We start from the raw sequence: 17,535 nt of genomic DNA on the forward strand, positions 1-17,535 counted from the left end.
TCGTGCCGCTCCTGGGGCTCTTGTTCCTGCCGTTGGCCATTCTCAGCGCGATCGCCGCCATACTCCTCGGCCACTTGGGGTTCAGCGCCAGCCGCCGGGTGGGCGTCGGCCGGAAGCTCGCGATCGTCGGCCTCGTAACGGGGTACATCGCCGCGGCGGCTCTCGTGTGGTACCTGGTCTCGTGGGCGGTCGGCGTCACCACCGCATTCGGATAGGCGTTGCGAAACGACTGCTGCCTCGACAGGATCGGTGTCAAACCGTTTCCAGGGGGGACAACGAAATGAACCGTTTCAAGAAGAAAATGGCCGCAGTGGGATTCGCAGGCGCAGTCGTTATGGGATCCGTCTTGGTGGCTTCGCCGGCTCAAGCAGCAGTGCCAAACGGATGGGGTTTCAGCACCCCTTCGCAGGTCATGTGCGTCGCCAAGACGGCCTTGAAGGAAGCGGCGGTGGCTGCGGAGGGAAAGAAGATGCTGAGCAGCTCCACCCGTTGCGTGAAGAGCATCCGAAAAGGCATGGCCTACTACGACACGCGCCTGTGGTGGAACTGAGCGAGTCGCGACTCTCGCGCACATAAGCACCACCAGCGCCCACGCACGCATAACGCGTGGGTGTGTCAGCGAAGACGACCGGTCCCACACCTTGACTAGTGGGACCGGTCGCGGCTTTGAGCCCAGGGCATGACCCCGGCGATGAGCGTAATGGCCTAGTGGCATCAGTAGCGGCGGGAGCTGCGGCGCCGCGTCAGCCGAACGGATAGCGATCCCCGGGCGGTCACCTGGACCTTTCCCGTTCCCTCCCGCTCCCCCGGATTTCACGCTCAGCAGGCGCGACCAACACGCCACCAGTCGGCGGGCTGCCACGCAGCGTTTTGTCCATCGCGACGAATCTCGAGGAACCGTTCCGCGTGATCACGCGGCTCTTGTTGCTCAGCCCCATCTCACTTCACCCCCCTGCCACGAAGGCCTCGATAGTTTCGGTTATCAGGACTATCGGCGAAGGCGATGGGTCATGATTCCTGCGTCTTCGACCTCGGATTAGGAGACTGTCAATGGCGGGCTCTGTGCGCGATCGTCACTCGACTCTCATTGACTGTCCCCAGCCGACCCACCTTCCTCGGCGCCGGGAGGTCAGTATCAGGGTCTCAACGCGTGATCCACTCAACCGAGATAGTGGCTGCGGCGCCGCTCAACGTCGTCACCCGCTTGCCATTGCCGACCGGGTGAATTTTGACCGCCATTAGTGCCTCGACGACGAGGCGTCTTCGAGCGAGAGATGCGCCCATCCACCAGTCTCGAACGTCTTCGACGGCGGCGACCTCCGCGAGCGGATCCTCCAGAACAGCAAGCGCGATCTGATCGCCGATCGACTGAAGCTCGTGCGCGATGCTCACTAGGCTCTCGTCTGCGTCCGTGTCTGTCATGAGTCCGCGCGCGACGAAACTCGCGATTGACTGTCTGCGGCGTTTCAGTGCTTCGCGCGTCGAATTAAGAGTGGCGACGTCCATCCAGTCCGAACGCGGCGCGAGGAGGTCAGCGGCGTCCTTCCTCGCGAGTCGCGCGATGCAGACCTCCGCGACGTATTCGTCGATGATGTCGCCGTTGCGCATGAAATGACCATTCGGACACCGGTATGCGTGGTAGCGACGAGACGGCGCGGCGCTGCCTCCATCTACGGGCGCCGTGGGATGAGTCTGGCCGCTAGCCGAACGGACGGGGCGTGAGCATGACCCGCACACTGCGAGCCCAGACAAAAGCCACTTCCGCGCAGTACCGCTGTGGTTCGGCCGGACTCCGATCAACCGTCCACGACTCGCGACCAACTGGTGCCGTTCGACGATCGCTTGCCACGCCCCAGGCGTGCACGCTTCCAAATCTATGGACGTCGCGTCGAACTTGCCCGTCGGCTGAGCCGGAGGGAGGAGAGCTGCATAAAGCGGGTTCAACAGAACCCTTCGAACCATGGTGGCGTCCCAGCGCGCGCCCCGACGCGTCAACTTGCCATCATCATTCAGATCTCGCGCGACCTGGGCGAGTGGAGCCCCCGCCAGGAATTCGCTAAAAATCTGACGGATGTCTTCCGCTTCCGTCTCGTCAATTCTGTAGCGCGTACCCGCCGCGTCTCTCTCGATGCTTGGCACCCACCGGTACCCATGCGGTGGCATCCCGGGTGTGGGGTGCCCTGCGAGTCGCCTCCCCACCGCGTAGCGGGCTGCTCGCTCGGTCTTGATCCGAACCTCACGCTCAGCAAGCAACACCAATTGCTTCAGCATGAAATCGTCGAGCTCGGTGTCGATGCCTTCGCGGGCAACGACCACGCGAATATCTCGACGTGGCGGACGGATGTCGAGCACGTCGCCGAGACTGCGCGTGATCCGAGACGTCTCGGTCACGATCATCGTGTCGAACTCGCCTGCGTCAAAGCCCTTGAGCATCGCCGACCAGGCGGTTTTTGGGCCTCGCTCTTTGGAAGCCGAAGTGTCGTTGTCTTGATACTCGGCCACGACCCGCCATCCGCGCCGAAACACTTCGGTACGGCAGTCTTCGATCTGTTGGGCGATCCCCTGGTCCTCGTCAACGGACTGTCTCGCGTAGATGGCGACACGTGGTGTCGATTGGCCTGCAAGCTCCATTGCCCCATCCTGGCAGAAGTATGCCTTTATACCTCTACGGCGGCGGCTGTCGCCTTCGCGGGCCTGCTCGTGATGATCATGCGCAGCGACGAGGTGCGGGGGATCCTCACCGATCTCGTGCGTCGCGCGCTGACTGTTCAATGAGAAGGCTGGGGGAGCGCGGGGCGGTCACGGCGGAGTTCGCGGTGGCTCTGCCCGCCGTTCTGGTCGTCCTGGTCCTCGGGGCCGGTGTCCTCGCGTCGTTCGCGACCACGGTACGGGTGCAGCAGCTCACCACCGAGGCCGCGCGTCTGCTCGGCAGGGGCGACGACGCCGCCCTGCAGCGGCTGGCGGAGGTGGGGGCGACGGCGTCGGTGGACCGCGGCGGCGGAGTGGTCTGCGTACGAGCGTCTGCTCGCGTGCCGATGGGCCTGCCCCTCCCTCCGGTCTCGACGCGCGCCTGCGCCCTCGACGGAGGTCGCTGATGCCCGCGAGCGTGTCGACCCTCGGAGTGATCTCGGTGGTCGCCGGTCTCGCGGTCGCCCTGGCCGTCGTCGGCGGTGCCGCGGTCGCCGCCGAACGACTCGCGGGGACCGCGGATGCCGCCGCCCTGGCTGCGGCGGATGCGGCCAGCGGGGCAGTATCGGGGGTGCCGTGCGACGAGGCCGCACGGGTCGCTTCGGCGGGGGAAGCGACCCTGCGAGAGTGCGATGTCGAGGGCCTGGTCGCCACCATCACCGTCGGTGGGGCGTACGGTGGGATTTCATTCGATGCGCGCTCACGGGCCGGACCCCCCGAACGGTCGAGCCCGTGAGACCTCCCGGAACCCGAACAGGGAGGCGTGTGTATGGTGTGCATCGACGAAAGGACCCCAGTGGCAAACGGAAAGAAGCTCGTCATCGTCGAGTCCCCGACGAAGATGAAGTCGATCCAGGGATACCTCGGCGACGACTACGAGGTGCTCAGCTCGGTCGGTCACATTCGCGACCTCGCGTCGAAGAAAGAGATCCCGGCCGACAAGAAGGCGGCGTACGGCAAGTACTCCATCGACGTCGAGAACGACTTCGACCCCTTCTACGTGGTCAACGACCGCAAGACGAAGACCGTCGCCGAGCTCAAGCGCGCCCTCAAGACGGCCGACGAAGTCCTCCTCGCCACTGATGGTGACCGCGAAGGCGAAGCCATCGCGTGGCACCTCCTCGAGGTCCTCAAGCCCAAGGTCCCCGTGCGTCGCATGATCTTCCACGAGATCACCAAGGACGCCATCAAAGAGGCCGCCGAGCACACCCGCGAACTTGACGTCTCGCTCGTCGACGCGCAAGAGACCCGCCGCGTGCTCGACCGGCTCTACGGCTGGGACGTCTCGCCCGTTCTGTGGCGCAAGGTCGGCTCGGGCCGCGAGGGCACGGCCCTCAGCGCCGGTCGCGTGCAGTCCGCGGCCACCCGTATGGTCGTCGAGCGCGAGCGCGAGCGCATGGCTTTCGTCTCGGCCTCGTACTGGGACGTCGAGGCACTCGCGTCGCAGTCCGGCTCCTCGTTCACCACGCGCTTGAACCGTCTCGACGGTGCGCCCATCGCGCGCGGCGGCGACTACGACGACAACGGCCAGCTCAAGAAGGCCGTCGTGGTCCTCGATGAGGCGCAGGCACGCGCACTCGCGGACGCGATCACCGCCGCCGGCACGGCGACCGTCGCCAAGGTCGAGGCGAAGCCCGGCACGCGCAGCCCGCGCGCCCCCTTCACGACCTCCACGCTGCAGCAGGAGGCCGGCCGCAAGCTCTCGATGAGCGCCAAGCACGCCATGGGCGTCGCCCAGCGACTCTACGAAAAGGGCTTCATCACCTATATGCGTACCGACTCGGTCGCCCTCTCGGGGCAGGCCATCTCGGCAGCGCGTGCTCAGGCCGTCGCTCTCTACGGCGACAAGGCCGTTCCCGCGAACCCGCGCGTCTACAAAAGCAAGTCGAAGAACGCGCAGGAGGCGCACGAGGCCATCCGTCCCTCGGGCGAGACCTTCCGCACGCCCGCGTCGCTCGCGTCCTCGCTCGATCGCGACGAGCAGAAGCTGTACGACCTGATCTGGAAGCGCACCGTCGCGAGCCAGATGGCGGATGCCAAGTACGAGACGACGACCGTCACGCTCACGGTCAAGGCCGGTGACCAGGTCGCCGAGTTCACGGCATCCGGAACCGTTTACACCTTCAAGGGGTTCCTCGAGGCTTACGAAGAAGGCGCCGACGAGAAGCGCAACGACGACGATGCCGACCAGTCGCTGCCGGCGGTCGCCGTGGGCGACACGCTGTCGGTCAGCGATGTCGAGCCCAAGGGGCACAGCACCTCTCCGAAGCCGCGGTACACCGAGGCCAGCCTGGTCAAGGCCCTCGAAGAGAAGGGGATCGGTCGCCCGTCTACCTTCGCCAGCATCATCGGTGTGATCCTCGACCGTGGGTACGTCAGCAAGCGTGGTCAGGCGCTCGTGCCCAGCTGGCTCGCGTTCAGCGTCGTCCGCCTCCTCGAAGAGCACTTCGCCGACCTCGTCGACTACGACTTCACCGCCGCCCTCGAAGACGATCTCGACGCCATCGCGCGTGGCGAGCAGCGCCGCACCGAGTGGCTGAAGTCGTTCTACTTCGGCTCCGAGAAGCAGGTGGGACTGCGTCACATCGTCGACAACCTCGGCGAGATCGACGCTCGCGAGCTCAACTCGACGCGCATCACCGACACGGCCACGCTGCGCTTCGGAAAGTACGGCCCGTACCTCGAGGTGACCGATCCCACGGCCGCCCCCGACGCCAAGCCGCGCATCGTCAACATCCCCGAGGACCTCGCGCCCGACGAGCTCACGCCCGCGAAGGCGCAGGAGCTCATCGACGCCCCCGTGGCCGGCGACCGGGTGCTGGGCGAGAACCCCGAGAACGGCAAGCTCGTCGTCGTGAAGGACGGACGCTTCGGCCCCTACGTGCAAGAGGTCGACGCCGAGGAGCCCGAAGAGGTCGACCAGGCCACGGGCGAGGTCGTCGAGGCCCCCAAGAAGCGCGGAGCCAAGAAGGAAGCGGCCCCGAAGCCTCGGACCGCCTCGCTCTTCCGGTCGATGTCCGTCGACACGGTCGATCTCGATACGGCCCTGCAGCTGCTCTCCCTTCCCCGCGTCGTGGGTACCGACCCCGCCTCGGGTGAGGAGATCACCGCGCAGAACGGTCGCTTCGGTCCCTACCTCAAGAAGGGCACCGACTCCCGGTCGCTCGACGACGAGAAGCAGATCTTCGACATCACGCTCGACCAGGCGCTCGCGAAGTACGCCGAACCGAAGTACGGCGCCCGCCGGGCCTCGAGCGCTCTGAAGGAGTTCGACGCCGACCCCGTCAGCGGCAAGCCCCTCAAGCTGAAGGACGGTCGCTTCGGTCCCTACGTCACCGACGGCGAGACCAACGCCACTGTCCCCCGCGGCGAAGACGCGATGGCGATCACCTTCGAGCGCGCCGTCGAGCTGATCGCTGACAAGCGCGCCAAGGGTCCCGCGCCGAAGAAGACCGCAGCGCGAAAGGCCCCCGCGAAGACCACGGCAGCGAAGACCACGGCCGCCAAGACCACGGCGGCCAAGACGACGGCGAAGACCACCGCGGCGAAGACGGCTGTCACCAAGACGGCGGCCGCCAAGACGACGGCCGCCAAGACCGCCGCCCCGCGGGCGACGACCACGCGCAAGGCCCCGGCGAAGAACTCGTGACCGACGACCGCACCCGGCCGCTGACTCTCCCTCGGGCGTCCGCGGCCGGGGGGCCCGGCCTATTCGTGACCTTCGAAGGGGGGGACGGCGCCGGCAAGACCACTCAGGCCTCGATGCTCGAGGACTGGCTGCGCTCCGGTGGCCGGAACATCGTTCGCACGCGCGAGCCAGGTGGCACCGACGTGGGAGTGCGCATCCGCGACATCGTCCTGCACCACCGCGGTCACATCGCCGCCCGCGCCGAAGCGCTGCTCTACGCGGCCGACCGTGCCCATCATGTCGAGACCGTCGTCCAGCCCGCCATCGCGCGCGGCGACGTCGTGATCCAGGACCGGTACCTCGATTCCTCCGTCGCCTATCAAGGCGCCGGTCGTGTCCTGGATGCCGATGACATCCGCGCCCTGTCGCTCTGGGCGACCGGCGGGCTCCTGCCCGATCTCACCGTGCTGCTCGACCTGGACCCCGCCGCGGCGCGCCGTCGCCTGGACGCGGACGACAAGCCCTTCGACCGTCTCGAAGCGGAGAAGAGCGAGTTCCACGCGCGCGTGCGCGCCGGCTTCCTCACCCTGGCCGCCGCCGAGCCCCACCGCTTCCTCGTGCTCGATGCCACACAGGCGCCGGACATGCTGGCGGGTCAGGTGCGCGCGGCGATGCAGGAGCACCTCGGCTGAGGCGAGCGTGGTCGATGCACAGCCGACCGCCAGCGGCCGTGTCCGACCCCCCGATTAGGCTGGAGCCCATGTCCGTCGCCCTCGATCCGTCCGCGTCCGCCGCCGGTACGGCGTCGTTCCCCTGGGACGCCGTGTGGGGGCAAGACGAGGCCGTGCAGACGCTGCAAGCCGCGGCATCCGACCCCTCGGCGCTCGCGCACGCGTGGCTCATCACCGGACCTCCCGGTTCGGGGCGGTCCACCCTGGCCTACGCGTTCGCCGCCGCTCTCATCGCCGATCCGGGTGACGAGAACGCGCAACGCCAGGTGCTCGCCCGGACCCACCCCGATCTCACCGCCCTGCGCACCGAGCAGGTCGTGATCCGCATCGACGAGGCGCGTCGACTCGTCGAGCGCGCCTCTTTCGCCCCCTCGCTCGGTCGTCACCGCGTGATCGTCGTCGAAGACGCCGACCGGATGGCCGAGCGCACCTCGAACGTGCTGCTCAAGGCCCTCGAGGAGCCGCCCGAGAAGACCGTCTGGGTGCTGTGCGCACCCAGCGACGCCGACCTGCTGCCGACCATCCGCTCGCGCGTGCGCGTCCTGCGTCTGCGCGAGCCGTCGGTCGCCGACGTCGCCGCCTTGATCGTGGAACGCACGGGAGTGAGCCCCGACATCGCGGAGGAGTCCGCACGCCACGCGCAGCGCCACATCGGCATGGCGCAGCGCCTCGCGACCGACGACGACGCTCGCGGCCGCCGCGCCGAAACCCTCGCGGCGGTGCTCGCCGTCCGCGGGATCGGCGACGCCGTCGATGTGGCCGGACGCATCGTGCGGCTGGCCACCGATGACGCCAAGGCCCTCACCGCCACCCGCGACGAAGAAGAGCGCCGATCGCTTCTGCGCATGCTCGGCGTCGCCGAGGGGGCTGCGGTGCCGCCGTCGGTCCGCGGTCAGGTGAACGCCCTCGAAGACGACCAGAAGCGCCGGGCGACCCGCAGCCTGCGCGACGGTATCGACCGCGTGCTCACCGACCTGCAGTCGCTCTTCCGCGATGTCGTGATGATCCAGTACGGCCGCGACGGCGACCTGGTCAACAGCGAACGCCTCGACGCGCTCCGCGCCCTCGCCGGGGAGTGGTCTCCCGCGCGCACGCTGGGAGTCCTCGACCGCATCTCGGTCACCCGCCGCAACCTCGAGCAGAACGCCGCCCCGCTGCTGGCCCTGGAGAGTCTTATGATCACCGTCGCCAACGGATCCGCTCCGTGAGCGTCCGCCGTCGTCTCGCCGCCGTCATCGCGGGCGTCGCGGGTCTCGCCCTCGCCCTGTCGGGCTGTCTGTACGCCCAGATCCCTCCCCTGGCTCCCGCGGTCGGGCCGTCACTGGCACCGCAGACCGAGGGCATCGACGCGTCGCTCCTGCCCTACTACGGGCAGACGCTCACCTGGACCGACTGCGGCTCGGCCGGTTTCGATTGCACGACGGTCACCGCGCCCCGCGACTACGCCGATCCGTCGGCCGGCGACCTCACGCTGTCGGTGATCCGGCATCGGGCGACGTCGGGCCAGCCGCTGGGCTCTCTGCTGACGAACCCCGGGGGTCCCGGTGTGAGCGGTGTGTCCACCGTGCGCGACTCCCTGTCGCTCGTGGCCGACGAGACGCTGACGAAGACGTACGACATCATCGGCTTCGACCCTCGCGGGGTGGGCCAGTCGGCACCGGTCACCTGCTACGACGCGGCGGGCATGGATTCGTTCCTCTACGACATCCCCCCGGGTACGCGCGGCAGCGACGAGTGGAACGCCGCGCTCGAGAAGCGCCAGGCCGACTTCGCGCAGGCGTGTCAGGCCAACAGTGACGGCATCCTTCCCTACGTCTCCACCGAGAACGCCGCGCGCGACATGGACCTGCTGCGTGGCGTCCTGGGGGACAAGAAGCTGAACTACCTCGGCTTCTCGTACGGGTCGTTCCTCGGCACGACGTACGCGGGGCTCTTCCCCGATCGTGTCGGGCGAATGGTCCTGGACGGGGGAATCGACCCCAGCCTGCCGAGCAGCGCGAGCGGTATCGCCCAGGCGGTCGGGTTCGAGAACGCCCTGCGCGCTTTCATGGCTGACTGCCTCGAAAGCTCGGACTGTCCGTTCACCGGTTCCGTCGACGACGCGATGAACGATCTCTCGTCGCTGCTGGAACGCGTCGACGCCCGCCCGCTGACCGGCCCCGACGGGAGGCGGCTCGGCGCGGACACCCTCGTGACCTCGATCGTGGCGGCACTGTACAGCGACCAGAACTGGCCCTACCTGCGCATGGCTCTCACCGGGGCGCAGAACGGCGATGCCTCCGTCGCCTTCCAACTCGCGGACTTCTACAACGGTCGTGTCGGCGGTCAGTACCAAGACAACACGATGCAGGCGTTGCGGGCGTACAACTGCGTCGACTATCCCGACGAGGGTGACGAGGACAACCCGCAGATCGAGAAAGAGCTGCAGCAGAAGGCCCCGGTGGTCGCCCCCTACTGGCTGGGCCCCGACGCGTGCGCCGCGTGGCCCGCCCCACCGACGGGCACGCGCCAGGCGATCACCGCCCCCGGCTCGCCGCCCATCGTGGTGCTCGGCACGACGGGAGACCCGGCGACCCCGTACACCGAGGCGCAGGCTCTCGCCGGTCAACTCTCGCAGGGTGTGCTCGTGACCTACGTGGGCGAGGGGCACCTCGCCTACAACAAGGGCAACGACTGCGTGAACTCGGCCGTCGACGACTACCTGGTCGACGGCACCGTGCCCGCCGAGGGGCTGCGCTGCGAGTAGCGCCCCGCTCCCTGCCGCCCGCGCGCCTAGGCTGAAGACGTCATACCCCGAGGAGACCCCCATGACCGCGCCCATCGCCGACCTGGCGACCTACATCGACCACACGCTGCTCAAGCCCGAGGCCACCCGCGCCGACGTCGAGCGCCTCATCGCCGAAGGCGCCGAGCTCGGCACCTACAGCGTGTGCATCTCGCCCTCGTTCCTGCCGGTGCAGCTGCCGGAGGGGCTCAAGCTCGCCGTGGTGTGCGGCTTCCCGAGCGGAAAGCACCACGCCGAGGTCAAGGCCGCCGAGGCCGCTCTGTCGGTCGCGCAGGGTGCCGACGAGATCGACATGGTCATCGATGTGGGCGCCGCGATCGAGGGTCGCTACGACATCGTCGAGTCCGAGATCCGCGCCGTCCGGGCCGCGGCCCCCGCGCCGACCGTCCTCAAGGTCATCATCGAATCCGCCGCGCTGAGCGACGAGGCCATCGTCGCCGTCTGCGAGGCGGCGGTGAACGCGGGCGCCGATTTCGTCAAGACGTCGACCGGTTTCCACCCCGCCGGTGGCGCGAGCGTCCACGCGGTCGAGCTGATGAAGCGCACGGTCGGCGACCGCGCCGAGGTCAAGGCATCCGGGGGAGTGCGCACGCGCGCGGCCGCCGAAGAGATGATCGCCGCGGGCGCCACGCGTCTGGGGTTGTCGTCGAGTCGTGACATCCTCGCGGACCGCACCGCCGCCGGCGACTACTGAGCGCGTACCTGAGCACGCGCTGGAGCATGTAAGATCGATGATCGTGCACGCTCCAGCGCGCACATGCCGCCTTAGCTCAGACGGCAGAGCGATTCACTCGTAATGAATAGGTCAAGGGTTCGATTCCCTTAGGCGGCTCCGAAGGCCCTCACCCGCTTCCACCGGGTGGGGGCCTTTCTTCGTCGGTGGAGCATTTCGCCGCGTCGCGCACGCGCTCGGTCGTACGCTCGCCCCAGGGGCCGGCATCGAACGGGGGGCCATGAACGAACGAACCGCTCTCATCCGTCGCATCCGGGTCTGCCTCGCGATCGTCATCGCGGGACTCGCCGTCAGCGGCCTGACCGCCTTCCCGCTGCGCGAAGAGCTCGCCCTCGGTCGCCAGATCCTGCGCGGGCTCGGGGTCGCGGCCTTCGCTCCGGAGGCGGTCGGGTGGGTGGATCGGGTGGGGGAGGGACTGGATGCCACGGCCGCGGCGTTCCCGTTCATCGCCTACGGCACCGACTGGTTGGCGTTCGCCCATCTGCTGATCGCCGTCGCCTTCATCGGCCCGTGGCGCGATCCGGTTCGCAACGTGTTCGTCCTCCAGTGGGGGCTCGTCGCGTGCGCGGGGATCATTCCGTTGGCGCTCATCGCGGGGGCGATCCGCGGTCTCCCGCTCGGCTGGCAGCTCATCGACATCTCGTTCGGTGTCGTGGCGGCGGTGCCGTTGGTCATCGCGTTGCGCGCGACCCGACGGCTCGAGGCCCTCGGGACGGTGGCTCGAGAGGTTCGGCCCGACCTCGCCCGATAGGCTGAACCCGCCTCGTTCCGCGTCCGCGTGACGGCTGTCCTCCGCCCGTCGAACCCTGCTGGAGCCCCCGTGTCGAACGCCCTCGATGCCGTCATCGAGATCTTCACGTGGGTGGGTCTGGGTGGCGGTCTTCTGCTCGCCTTCGTCGCGGTCTTCCTGCTTCTGGCCGATGGCACGTGGTTGCCGACTCGCGCCGTGGTCGAGCATGTCGACGGGGGCCGCGTCGTGCGGTGGTTCGACGCCGACGGGGGAGTGAATGAGGCTCCGCTCTCGGCCCACGACGACGCGAAGATCGGGGCGGCCGACATGGCCGACATCTTCTACCGCCGGGGCCGCGTCGATCGCATGCGGCTGACGCGCTCTTCTCCGCTGGTGCGCTTCGTCTCCCTGCTGGCGGCCGGGGTGCTGACTCTGGGTGCGGTGGCGTTCGTCGTGTCGATCGTGGTGCTCTTCGCGCGCGGGTGACGGACTGGCGCGACGCACGTATTGCTAGATAAGCTAGCTATATGTCCGCTTCGCCTGCTTCAACTCGCCGCTCCTCCCGCGGACGCACCCGCCGATCGACGAACGCCCCGCGCGTCTCGCGGTGGCTGAGGGTCGGCATCCCCAGCCTGCTCGTTCTGCTCTGGGTGGTGGGCGGCTCGATCGGCGGTCCCTTCTTCGGCAAGGTCGACCAGGTCGCGACGAACGATCAGTCCTCTTTCCTGCCGCAGTCGGCCGACGCGACGCGAGTGAGCGAGCGCCTGACCGACTTCACCGGGAGTGACACGATCCCCGCGATCGTCGTCGCCTCGACCGCTGACGGCTCCGCGCTTAGCGATGCACAGGTGACCGCACTGCAGACCCTCGCGACGGACCTCGCCGCCGTCGACGGCGTCTCGGGTGACGCGTCGCCTCCCGTGGTCTCGGAGGACGGACAGGCCGCGCAGATCTTCGTACCCATCGACAGCTCCGATGAAGTGCGCGACGTCGTCGAGCAGGTGCGCGAGAAGGTGTCCGCCGAGGTCCCGGCGGGCGTCGAGGCGTGGGTCACGGGCCCGGCCGGGTTCACCGCCGATCTCGTGAAGGGCTTCCTCGGCATCGACGGCCTTCTGCTGATCGTCGCGCTGGTGGCCGTCTTCGTCATCCTCGTCATCGTGTACCGCTCACCGCTGCTGCCGATCCTGGTGCTGCTGACCTCGGTCTTCGCCCTCTGCGTGGCCCTGCTGACCGTGTGGTGGCTCGCTTTCGCCGGCATCGTGGTCCTCAACGGTCAGGTCCAGGGGATCCTGTTCATCCTCGTCATCGGCGCGGCCACCGACTACGCCCTCCTGTACGTCGCACGCTTCCGCGAGGCCATCGGCGAGGGTCGTCCGCGGTGGGATGCCACGGTCCGGGCGTGGAAGGGAGCGTTCGAGCCCATCCTGGCTTCGGGGGGCACCGTGATCGCCGGGCTCCTCTGCCTGTTGCTGTCCGATCTGGCGACCAACCGTGCCCTCGGGCCCATCGCGTCCATCGGGATCGCCTTCGCCGTTCTGTCGGCGCTGACCTTCCTTCCCGCTCTCCTGGCGTTGGTCGGCCGGGCGGCGTTCTGGCCGTTCCTGCCGAAGCCCGGTCAGTCGGCCCTGCCGGCCGACCTCACGCAGCCAGCGAAGGGGTTCTGGTCGCGCCAGGCGCGCTTCGTCGCCCGCCGGGCCCGGCCGGTGTGGATCGTGTGCACGCTCGTCCTCCTCGCCGCGTGCGTCGGTGTCACCCAGCTGCGCGCCGACGGCGTGCCGGCGAGCGACCTCGTTCTGGGGGCGTCCGAGGCGCGCGACGGTCAAGCCGCCCTCGCCGAGCACTTCCCGGGCGGCTCGGGCAGCCCGGCGTACGTTCTCGTCCCCGAACAGGACGCCGCTCGGGCGGCGACCGTCCTTCAGAGCGCGTCGGGAGTCGACGCGGTCGCGGTGCTCAGCGCCGACGCCCCCGGTGGGCAGTCGCCGGTGAGCGTATCCGACGGAGCTCTCCAGACGACGGCCTTCGGTGCGCCCGGGACGCCCGCGCCCGCCCCGACCGTCGCGGACGGCGACGTCCTGCTGGCCGCGACCCTGGCGGATACGGCCGATTCACCGGCGGCGGACGAGACCGTCCGTCAGCTCCGCGCCGATCTCACCACCGAGCTCGGCGAGGGCACCGCCCTGGTGGGCGGTGTCACCGCCACCGACATCGACTCGATCGACACCTCGATCCGTGATCGGACGCTCATCATCCCGATCGTTCTCGCCGTCATCCTGCTGATCCTCATGGCTCTGCTGCGCTCGATCGTGGCCCCCCTCATCCTCATCGGGACCGTCATCGTGTCGTTCGGGGCGGCGCTGGGCGTCAGTGCCCTGGTGTTCGACGGCATCCTGGGCTTCCCGGGCGCGGATCCGGCGGTGCCGTTGTACGGCTTCGTCTTCCTCGTCGCGCTGGGTGTGGATTACAACATCTTCCTGATGTCGAGGGTGCGGGAGGAGTCCCTCGCGCACGGTACGCGTGCGGGGATTTTGCGTGGCCTCGTCGCCACGGGCGGAGTGATCACCTCGGCGGGGCTTGTGCTGGCGGCGACGTTCGCGGCTCTCGGGGTCATCCCGATCCTCTTCCTCGCGCAGATCGCCTTCATCGTGGCCTTCGGTGTGCTGCTCGACACCTTCGTGGTGCGCTCGTTGCTGGTGCCCGCTCTGGCGTACGACCTCGGCCGGCGCATCTGGTGGCCCTCGAAGCTCGGGCGGACGGATGCCGCGGAGCGTAGGCTCGACGCATGACGCGCGCCCTGTTCATCGTCGATGTCCAGAACGACTTCACCGAGCACGGCGCCTTGGGCGTCGAGGGCGGTGACGCGGTCGCCGAACGCATCTCACGCTACCTCGCCGTGCACGCCGATGAGTACGCGCTCATCGTCGCGTCGCGGGACTGGCATCACGGCGACGACGACAACGGCGGCCACTTCTCGGACAGCCCCGACTTCGTCGATACGTGGCCGGTGCACTGCGTGGGCGGCACCTTCGGTGCCGAGTACGACGAGGTCTTCGACACCTCGCGGGTGACGCACCATCTCAAGAAGGGGCAGGGCAAGCCCGCCTACTCGCTGTTCGAGGGCGTCACCGATGCGGGCGAGACCGCGGCGCAGCTGCTCGAGGTCCACGGCATCCGGGACATCGACGTGGTGGGCATCGCGACCGACTACTGCGTGCGCGCGTCCGCCCTCGATGCGATCGGCGCGGGACGCCGCGTGCGCGTTCTCACCGACCTGGTCGCGGGTGTGCATCCCGACGCCAGCGCGGCGGCCCTGGCCGAGATCGAGGCTGCGGGCGCGGAGCTCTCGACCTCGGGCTCCTGAGGCGAGACCGGGTTCAGTCGATCCGAACCGGGTCGACCTCGTCGTCGGCGCGGGGGATCGTGAGGGAGACGCTCGTCCCCTCACCCGGTGCGCTCATGATGCGCACCGTTCCGCCGTGTGCACCCACGATGCGCTGCACGCTCGCGAGCCCGATCCCTCGTCCCCCGTCGCCGGCATCCGCGAGCCGACCTCGGTTGCCTTCCTGCGTGATCGAGGCGAGATCGTCGGGATGGATGCCACGACCTCGGTCGCGCACGCGCACCACGGCCCCCTCGTCGGTTTCGAAGACGTCGACCTCGATGAGGTCGTCGGAGTACTTCGCGGCGTTCTCGAGCACGTTGGCGATCGCGCGTCGGAGTCCGAGCACATCGCCCCAGATGGGAACGGCATCCATCTGACCGAACACGACGCGGCCGGGCGCATCGCCCGGCAGGACGAGTGAGACGGCTCCGCGGGCGATGAGGTCGAGGCTCGCGCGCCGCCGTCCCCGCTCGGCGGCGGTGTTGACGTCGGCCATGAGGGCCTGGGCCATGGCGACGATGTGGTCGCTCGCCTCGCCGGCGAGGCGCAGGAGGCGGTGGTCAGGGGGCAGCTCCTCGCCGATCAGGTCGAGGTAGCCACGGAGAGCCGTGACCGGCGAGAGAAGGTCGTGCGCGAAGGTGCGCTGCAGGGACTGGCGCTCATCCGCTTCCTGCTTCTCGGTCGTCAGATCGCGCACGATCTTGACGAAACCGAGGACCTGACCCTGGTCGGTGCGGATGGCCGAGATCGTCACCCGCGCCCAGAACTCCGAGCCGTCGCTGCGCACGCGCCAGCCGGTGTCTTCGACGTGGCCGTCGCGTTGGGCGGCAGCGAGCAGCTGGTCGGGCTTGCCGCGCCGTCGGTCCTCTTCGCGGTAGAAGCGCGAGAAGTGCGAGCCGAGGATCTCGTCCTCGCTGTACCCCTTGATGCGTTCCGCTCCGAGGTTCCACCCGCGGACGAACCCGCCGCTGTCGAGCTTGACGATCGCGAAGAGGTCGACCTGCTCGTCCCAGTCGCGCGGAATGGAGCGTCGGATGCTCGTCAACGGATGGTCGGGGTCGACGCCGGGAGGGGCGGGGGACACAGGGGGCTCATTGGGGACCGTGGTCATGCGGAAGCACCGGCTCGGGTCGCAATGCTTGCTGAAGGCATAGTGTGATCATGCCCCTCGCGACGCGCCCGGGAACAGCGATTGACATTGCCCTGCCGGGCTTACGACGAGACGGTGACCAGCGTCCGCTGCCACCCGCTCGAGCCGTTCGGGGCGATCGGAGCCGCATCCTGGATCTGCAGGTTGCCCTGCTTGTCGGTCGCGCGGACCGCGATGTAGTGCGTCCCGGCCTCGGCGGTCCAGTCGAACTTCCACTGCACCCACGACTGGTCGTTGATGGGGGTGGAGAGCTGCGTCTCCTGCCATTCGCCGTTGTCTATGCTGACTTCGACCTTCTGCACGCCGACGGGCTGGGCCCATGCCATGCCGGCGACGACCACGGCGCCCGCGGCGACGGGCGAGCCGATCTTGGGCGTGTCCACGCGCGACGACATCTTGATCGGCGCTTCGGCCGAGTATCCGCGCGGGGTCCAGTACGCCTCGTCCTTGTCGAACCGCGTGACGGTCAGCTTGGTGACCCACTTCGTGGCCGAGACGTAGCCGTAGAGCCCCGGGACGACCATGCGCACGGGAAATCCGTGCTCGAAGGGCAACGGTTCGCCGTTCATCTTGACCGCGAAGATCGCGTCGAGGTTGTCGTCGGTGAGCGACGAGAGGGGAGTGGATGCCGTGTACCCGTCGACGCTCTCCGAGAGCACCATGTCGGCGTCTCCCTGCACGCCGGCCATGCGCAGCACGTCGCGGATGGGGACGCCGGTCCAGATGGCGTTGCCGACCAGGCCGCCGCCGACCTCGTTGGAGACGCAGGTGAGGGTCACGCCGTACTCGTCGAGGCCCATGTTGACGAGGTCGTCGAAGCTCAGCTCCACGGGGTTGTCGACCATGCCCTCGATGGAGAGGCGCCATGTGGTGGGGTCGACGTTGGGGACGGTCAGTGCGGTGTCGACGCGGTAGAAGTCGCCGTTGGGGGTGACGATCGGGGTGAGCCCGTCGATCTCCCAGTTCGCGCCCTCGGGAACGGTCACGGTGGAGCGGGCGGCCGGGATCCGCAGCGCGTCGCGTGCGGCGGCGACAGACGAGGTCGCGGCGTTCAGGACGCGAGCACCGACACCCACGACGACCGCGCCGACCGCGGTGAGGCCGGTGAACAGCAGGAAGTGGCGTCGATCGGTGCCGGAGGCCTGGGCGTTCTGCGCAACGGCGGCCGAGACCCAGCGTCGCAGACGCACGATCGCCAGCAGCAACACGAGGATGCCCGCGACCGTGCCGACGACGGGGGGCAGCCACGCGAGAGCGCCGGCCCCGGCGCGCGTGATGATCGCCGCCGTGGCGAGGATGCCGCCGATTCCGAGGAGGACGACGCCGACGAAGCGGAAGCGGTACTCGAGCACGCCCGCGACGGCGGCGGCGACGGCAGCGCCGAGACCCACACCCGCGAGCAGGGCGATCTTGTCGCTCTCGCCGAACAGCGTGATCGCGAGCTCTTTCAGGGGGCGCGGGACGATGTCGACGATGAACGAACCGACGGCGAGGATGGGGCTCGCCGATCGAGCGACGAGCGCCGCGAGCGCCTCCGCGACAGCCAGCAGGGCGGCGGCCGAGACGATGCCGGCCAGGGCTGCCCAGATCCAGGCGTGCGGTCGGCGGACCGTGGTGGCCTCGTCGGTACGGGCCGCGGTGTCGGTCGTCATGGCATCCCTCATCTCCGCTCCTCGCGCGTGCGCGACGAGTCTCCCCCTCTCTTCGGAGC

At 68.7% G+C, this 17,535-nt stretch carries 15 protein-coding genes, 1 tRNA gene and 2 pseudogenes; 15 read left to right on the plus strand and 3 right to left on the minus strand.

The window, feature by feature from the left end:
- Positions 1-215: pseudogene (locus tag BLS25_RS16990) on the plus strand (hypothetical protein); the annotation flags it as partial.
- Positions 216-280: 65 nt separating this feature from the next.
- The gene (locus BLS25_RS16720; RefSeq protein ID WP_143017933.1) at positions 281-550 is read left to right on the plus strand and encodes a hypothetical protein; all 270 of its coding nucleotides are present in this window, start codon (positions 281-283) and stop codon (positions 548-550) included.
- Positions 551-1,143: 593 nt separating this feature from the next.
- Here BLS25_RS16720 and BLS25_RS16500 read toward each other — a convergent pair.
- A complete protein-coding gene (locus tag BLS25_RS16500; protein ID WP_143017968.1) occupies positions 1,144-2,631 on the minus strand; it encodes a recombinase family protein in 1,488 nt (495 codons plus the stop codon).
- Between the two features lie 33 nt (positions 2,632-2,664).
- On the opposite strand from BLS25_RS16500, the pseudogene BLS25_RS14130 reads away from it, so the two are divergent.
- From BLS25_RS14130 to BLS25_RS14190, 13 genes and pseudogenes are all read left to right on the plus strand, one after another.
- A pseudogene (locus BLS25_RS14130) lies at positions 2,665-2,775 on the plus strand (DUF4244 domain-containing protein); the annotation flags it as partial.
- A gap of 41 nt (positions 2,776-2,816) precedes the next feature.
- On the plus strand, positions 2,817-3,095 hold the full coding sequence (locus BLS25_RS14135; RefSeq protein ID WP_143017969.1) for a hypothetical protein: 279 nt from the start codon (positions 2,817-2,819) through the stop codon (positions 3,093-3,095).
- On the plus strand, positions 3,095-3,424 hold the full coding sequence (locus tag BLS25_RS14140) for an Rv3654c family TadE-like protein (protein WP_056229443.1): 330 nt from the start codon (positions 3,095-3,097) through the stop codon (positions 3,422-3,424). The genes BLS25_RS14135 and BLS25_RS14140 overlap by 1 nt, the downstream gene beginning before the upstream one ends.
- Before the next feature lie 60 nt (positions 3,425-3,484).
- Positions 3,485-6,337 (plus strand): type I DNA topoisomerase, encoded by a 2,853-nt coding sequence (topA, locus tag BLS25_RS14145; RefSeq protein ID WP_074696588.1) that lies wholly within the window; start codon positions 3,485-3,487, stop codon positions 6,335-6,337.
- Positions 6,334-7,008 carry a dTMP kinase gene (gene tmk / locus BLS25_RS14150; protein ID WP_081349867.1) on the plus strand — a complete coding sequence of 225 codons (675 nt, stop codon included), beginning with the start codon at positions 6,334-6,336 and terminating at the stop codon, positions 7,006-7,008. Before topA ends, tmk begins: the two co-directional genes overlap by 4 nt.
- Before the next feature lie 68 nt (positions 7,009-7,076).
- Positions 7,077-8,255 (plus strand): DNA polymerase III subunit delta', encoded by a 1,179-nt coding sequence (locus tag BLS25_RS14155; RefSeq protein WP_074696590.1) that lies wholly within the window; start codon positions 7,077-7,079, stop codon positions 8,253-8,255.
- Positions 8,252-9,793: an alpha/beta hydrolase gene (locus BLS25_RS14160; protein WP_256335599.1), complete on the plus strand. Its 1,542-nt coding sequence runs from the start codon at positions 8,252-8,254 to the stop codon at positions 9,791-9,793. The genes BLS25_RS14155 and BLS25_RS14160 overlap by 4 nt, the downstream gene beginning before the upstream one ends.
- A 61-nt stretch (positions 9,794-9,854) precedes the next feature.
- A complete protein-coding gene (deoC, locus tag BLS25_RS14165; protein WP_056229432.1) occupies positions 9,855-10,526 on the plus strand; it encodes a deoxyribose-phosphate aldolase in 672 nt (223 codons plus the stop codon).
- Between the two features lie 65 nt (positions 10,527-10,591).
- Positions 10,592-10,664: transfer RNA gene (locus tag BLS25_RS14170), tRNA-Thr, on the plus strand.
- 121 nt (positions 10,665-10,785) lie between these two features.
- A complete protein-coding gene (locus BLS25_RS14175) occupies positions 10,786-11,316 on the plus strand; it encodes a hypothetical protein (RefSeq protein ID WP_056229429.1) in 531 nt (176 codons plus the stop codon).
- 69 nt (positions 11,317-11,385) lie between these two features.
- Positions 11,386-11,781 carry a hypothetical protein gene (locus tag BLS25_RS14180; RefSeq protein ID WP_056229424.1) on the plus strand — a complete coding sequence of 132 codons (396 nt, stop codon included), beginning with the start codon at positions 11,386-11,388 and terminating at the stop codon, positions 11,779-11,781.
- 41 nt (positions 11,782-11,822) lie between these two features.
- The gene (locus BLS25_RS14185; RefSeq protein ID WP_081349868.1) at positions 11,823-14,078 is read left to right on the plus strand and encodes an MMPL family transporter; all 2,256 of its coding nucleotides are present in this window, start codon (positions 11,823-11,825) and stop codon (positions 14,076-14,078) included.
- Positions 14,075-14,653 (plus strand): isochorismatase family protein, encoded by a 579-nt coding sequence (locus tag BLS25_RS14190; protein ID WP_074696592.1) that lies wholly within the window; start codon positions 14,075-14,077, stop codon positions 14,651-14,653. The genes BLS25_RS14185 and BLS25_RS14190 overlap by 4 nt, the downstream gene beginning before the upstream one ends.
- Positions 14,654-14,666: 13 nt before the next feature.
- On the opposite strand, the gene BLS25_RS14195 is transcribed toward BLS25_RS14190, so the two are convergent.
- Together BLS25_RS14195 and BLS25_RS14200 are read right to left on the minus strand one after the other, a co-directional pair.
- On the minus strand, positions 14,667-15,758 hold the full coding sequence (locus tag BLS25_RS14195; protein ID WP_256335600.1) for a PAS domain-containing sensor histidine kinase: 1,092 nt from the start codon (positions 15,756-15,758) through the stop codon (positions 14,667-14,669).
- A gap of 128 nt (positions 15,759-15,886) precedes the next feature.
- A complete protein-coding gene (locus BLS25_RS14200) occupies positions 15,887-17,476 on the minus strand; it encodes a molybdopterin-dependent oxidoreductase (protein WP_056229418.1) in 1,590 nt (529 codons plus the stop codon).
- Positions 17,477-17,535: the final 59 nt, after the last annotated feature.

This window comes from Microbacterium testaceum StLB037 (genome assembly GCF_900104345.1).
GTDB lineage: Bacteria > Actinomycetota > Actinomycetes > Actinomycetales > Microbacteriaceae > Microbacterium > Microbacterium testaceum_A.

Bases quoted from the DNA above. Each gene is read 5' to 3' on its own strand.
- BLS25_RS14155 (WP_074696590.1), top strand. From the start codon at position 7,077: ATGTCCGTCGCCCTCGATCCGTCCGCGTCCGCCGCCGGTACGGCGTCG.
- BLS25_RS14140 (WP_056229443.1), top strand. From the start codon at position 3,095: ATGCCCGCGAGCGTGTCGACCCTCGGAGTGATCTCGGTGGTCGCCGGT.
- deoC (WP_056229432.1), top strand. From the start codon at position 9,855: ATGACCGCGCCCATCGCCGACCTGGCGACCTACATCGACCACACGCTG.
- BLS25_RS14190 (WP_074696592.1), top strand. From the start codon at position 14,075: ATGACGCGCGCCCTGTTCATCGTCGATGTCCAGAACGACTTCACCGAG.
- BLS25_RS14200 (WP_056229418.1), bottom strand. From the start codon at position 17,476: ATGACGACCGACACCGCGGCCCGTACCGACGAGGCCACCACGGTCCGC.
- BLS25_RS14175 (WP_056229429.1), top strand. From the start codon at position 10,786: ATGAACGAACGAACCGCTCTCATCCGTCGCATCCGGGTCTGCCTCGCG.
- BLS25_RS14185 (WP_081349868.1), top strand. From the start codon at position 11,823: ATGTCCGCTTCGCCTGCTTCAACTCGCCGCTCCTCCCGCGGACGCACC.
- BLS25_RS16720 (WP_143017933.1), top strand. From the start codon at position 281: ATGAACCGTTTCAAGAAGAAAATGGCCGCAGTGGGATTCGCAGGCGCA.
- BLS25_RS16500 (WP_143017968.1), bottom strand. From the start codon at position 2,631: ATGGAGCTTGCAGGCCAATCGACACCACGTGTCGCCATCTACGCGAGA.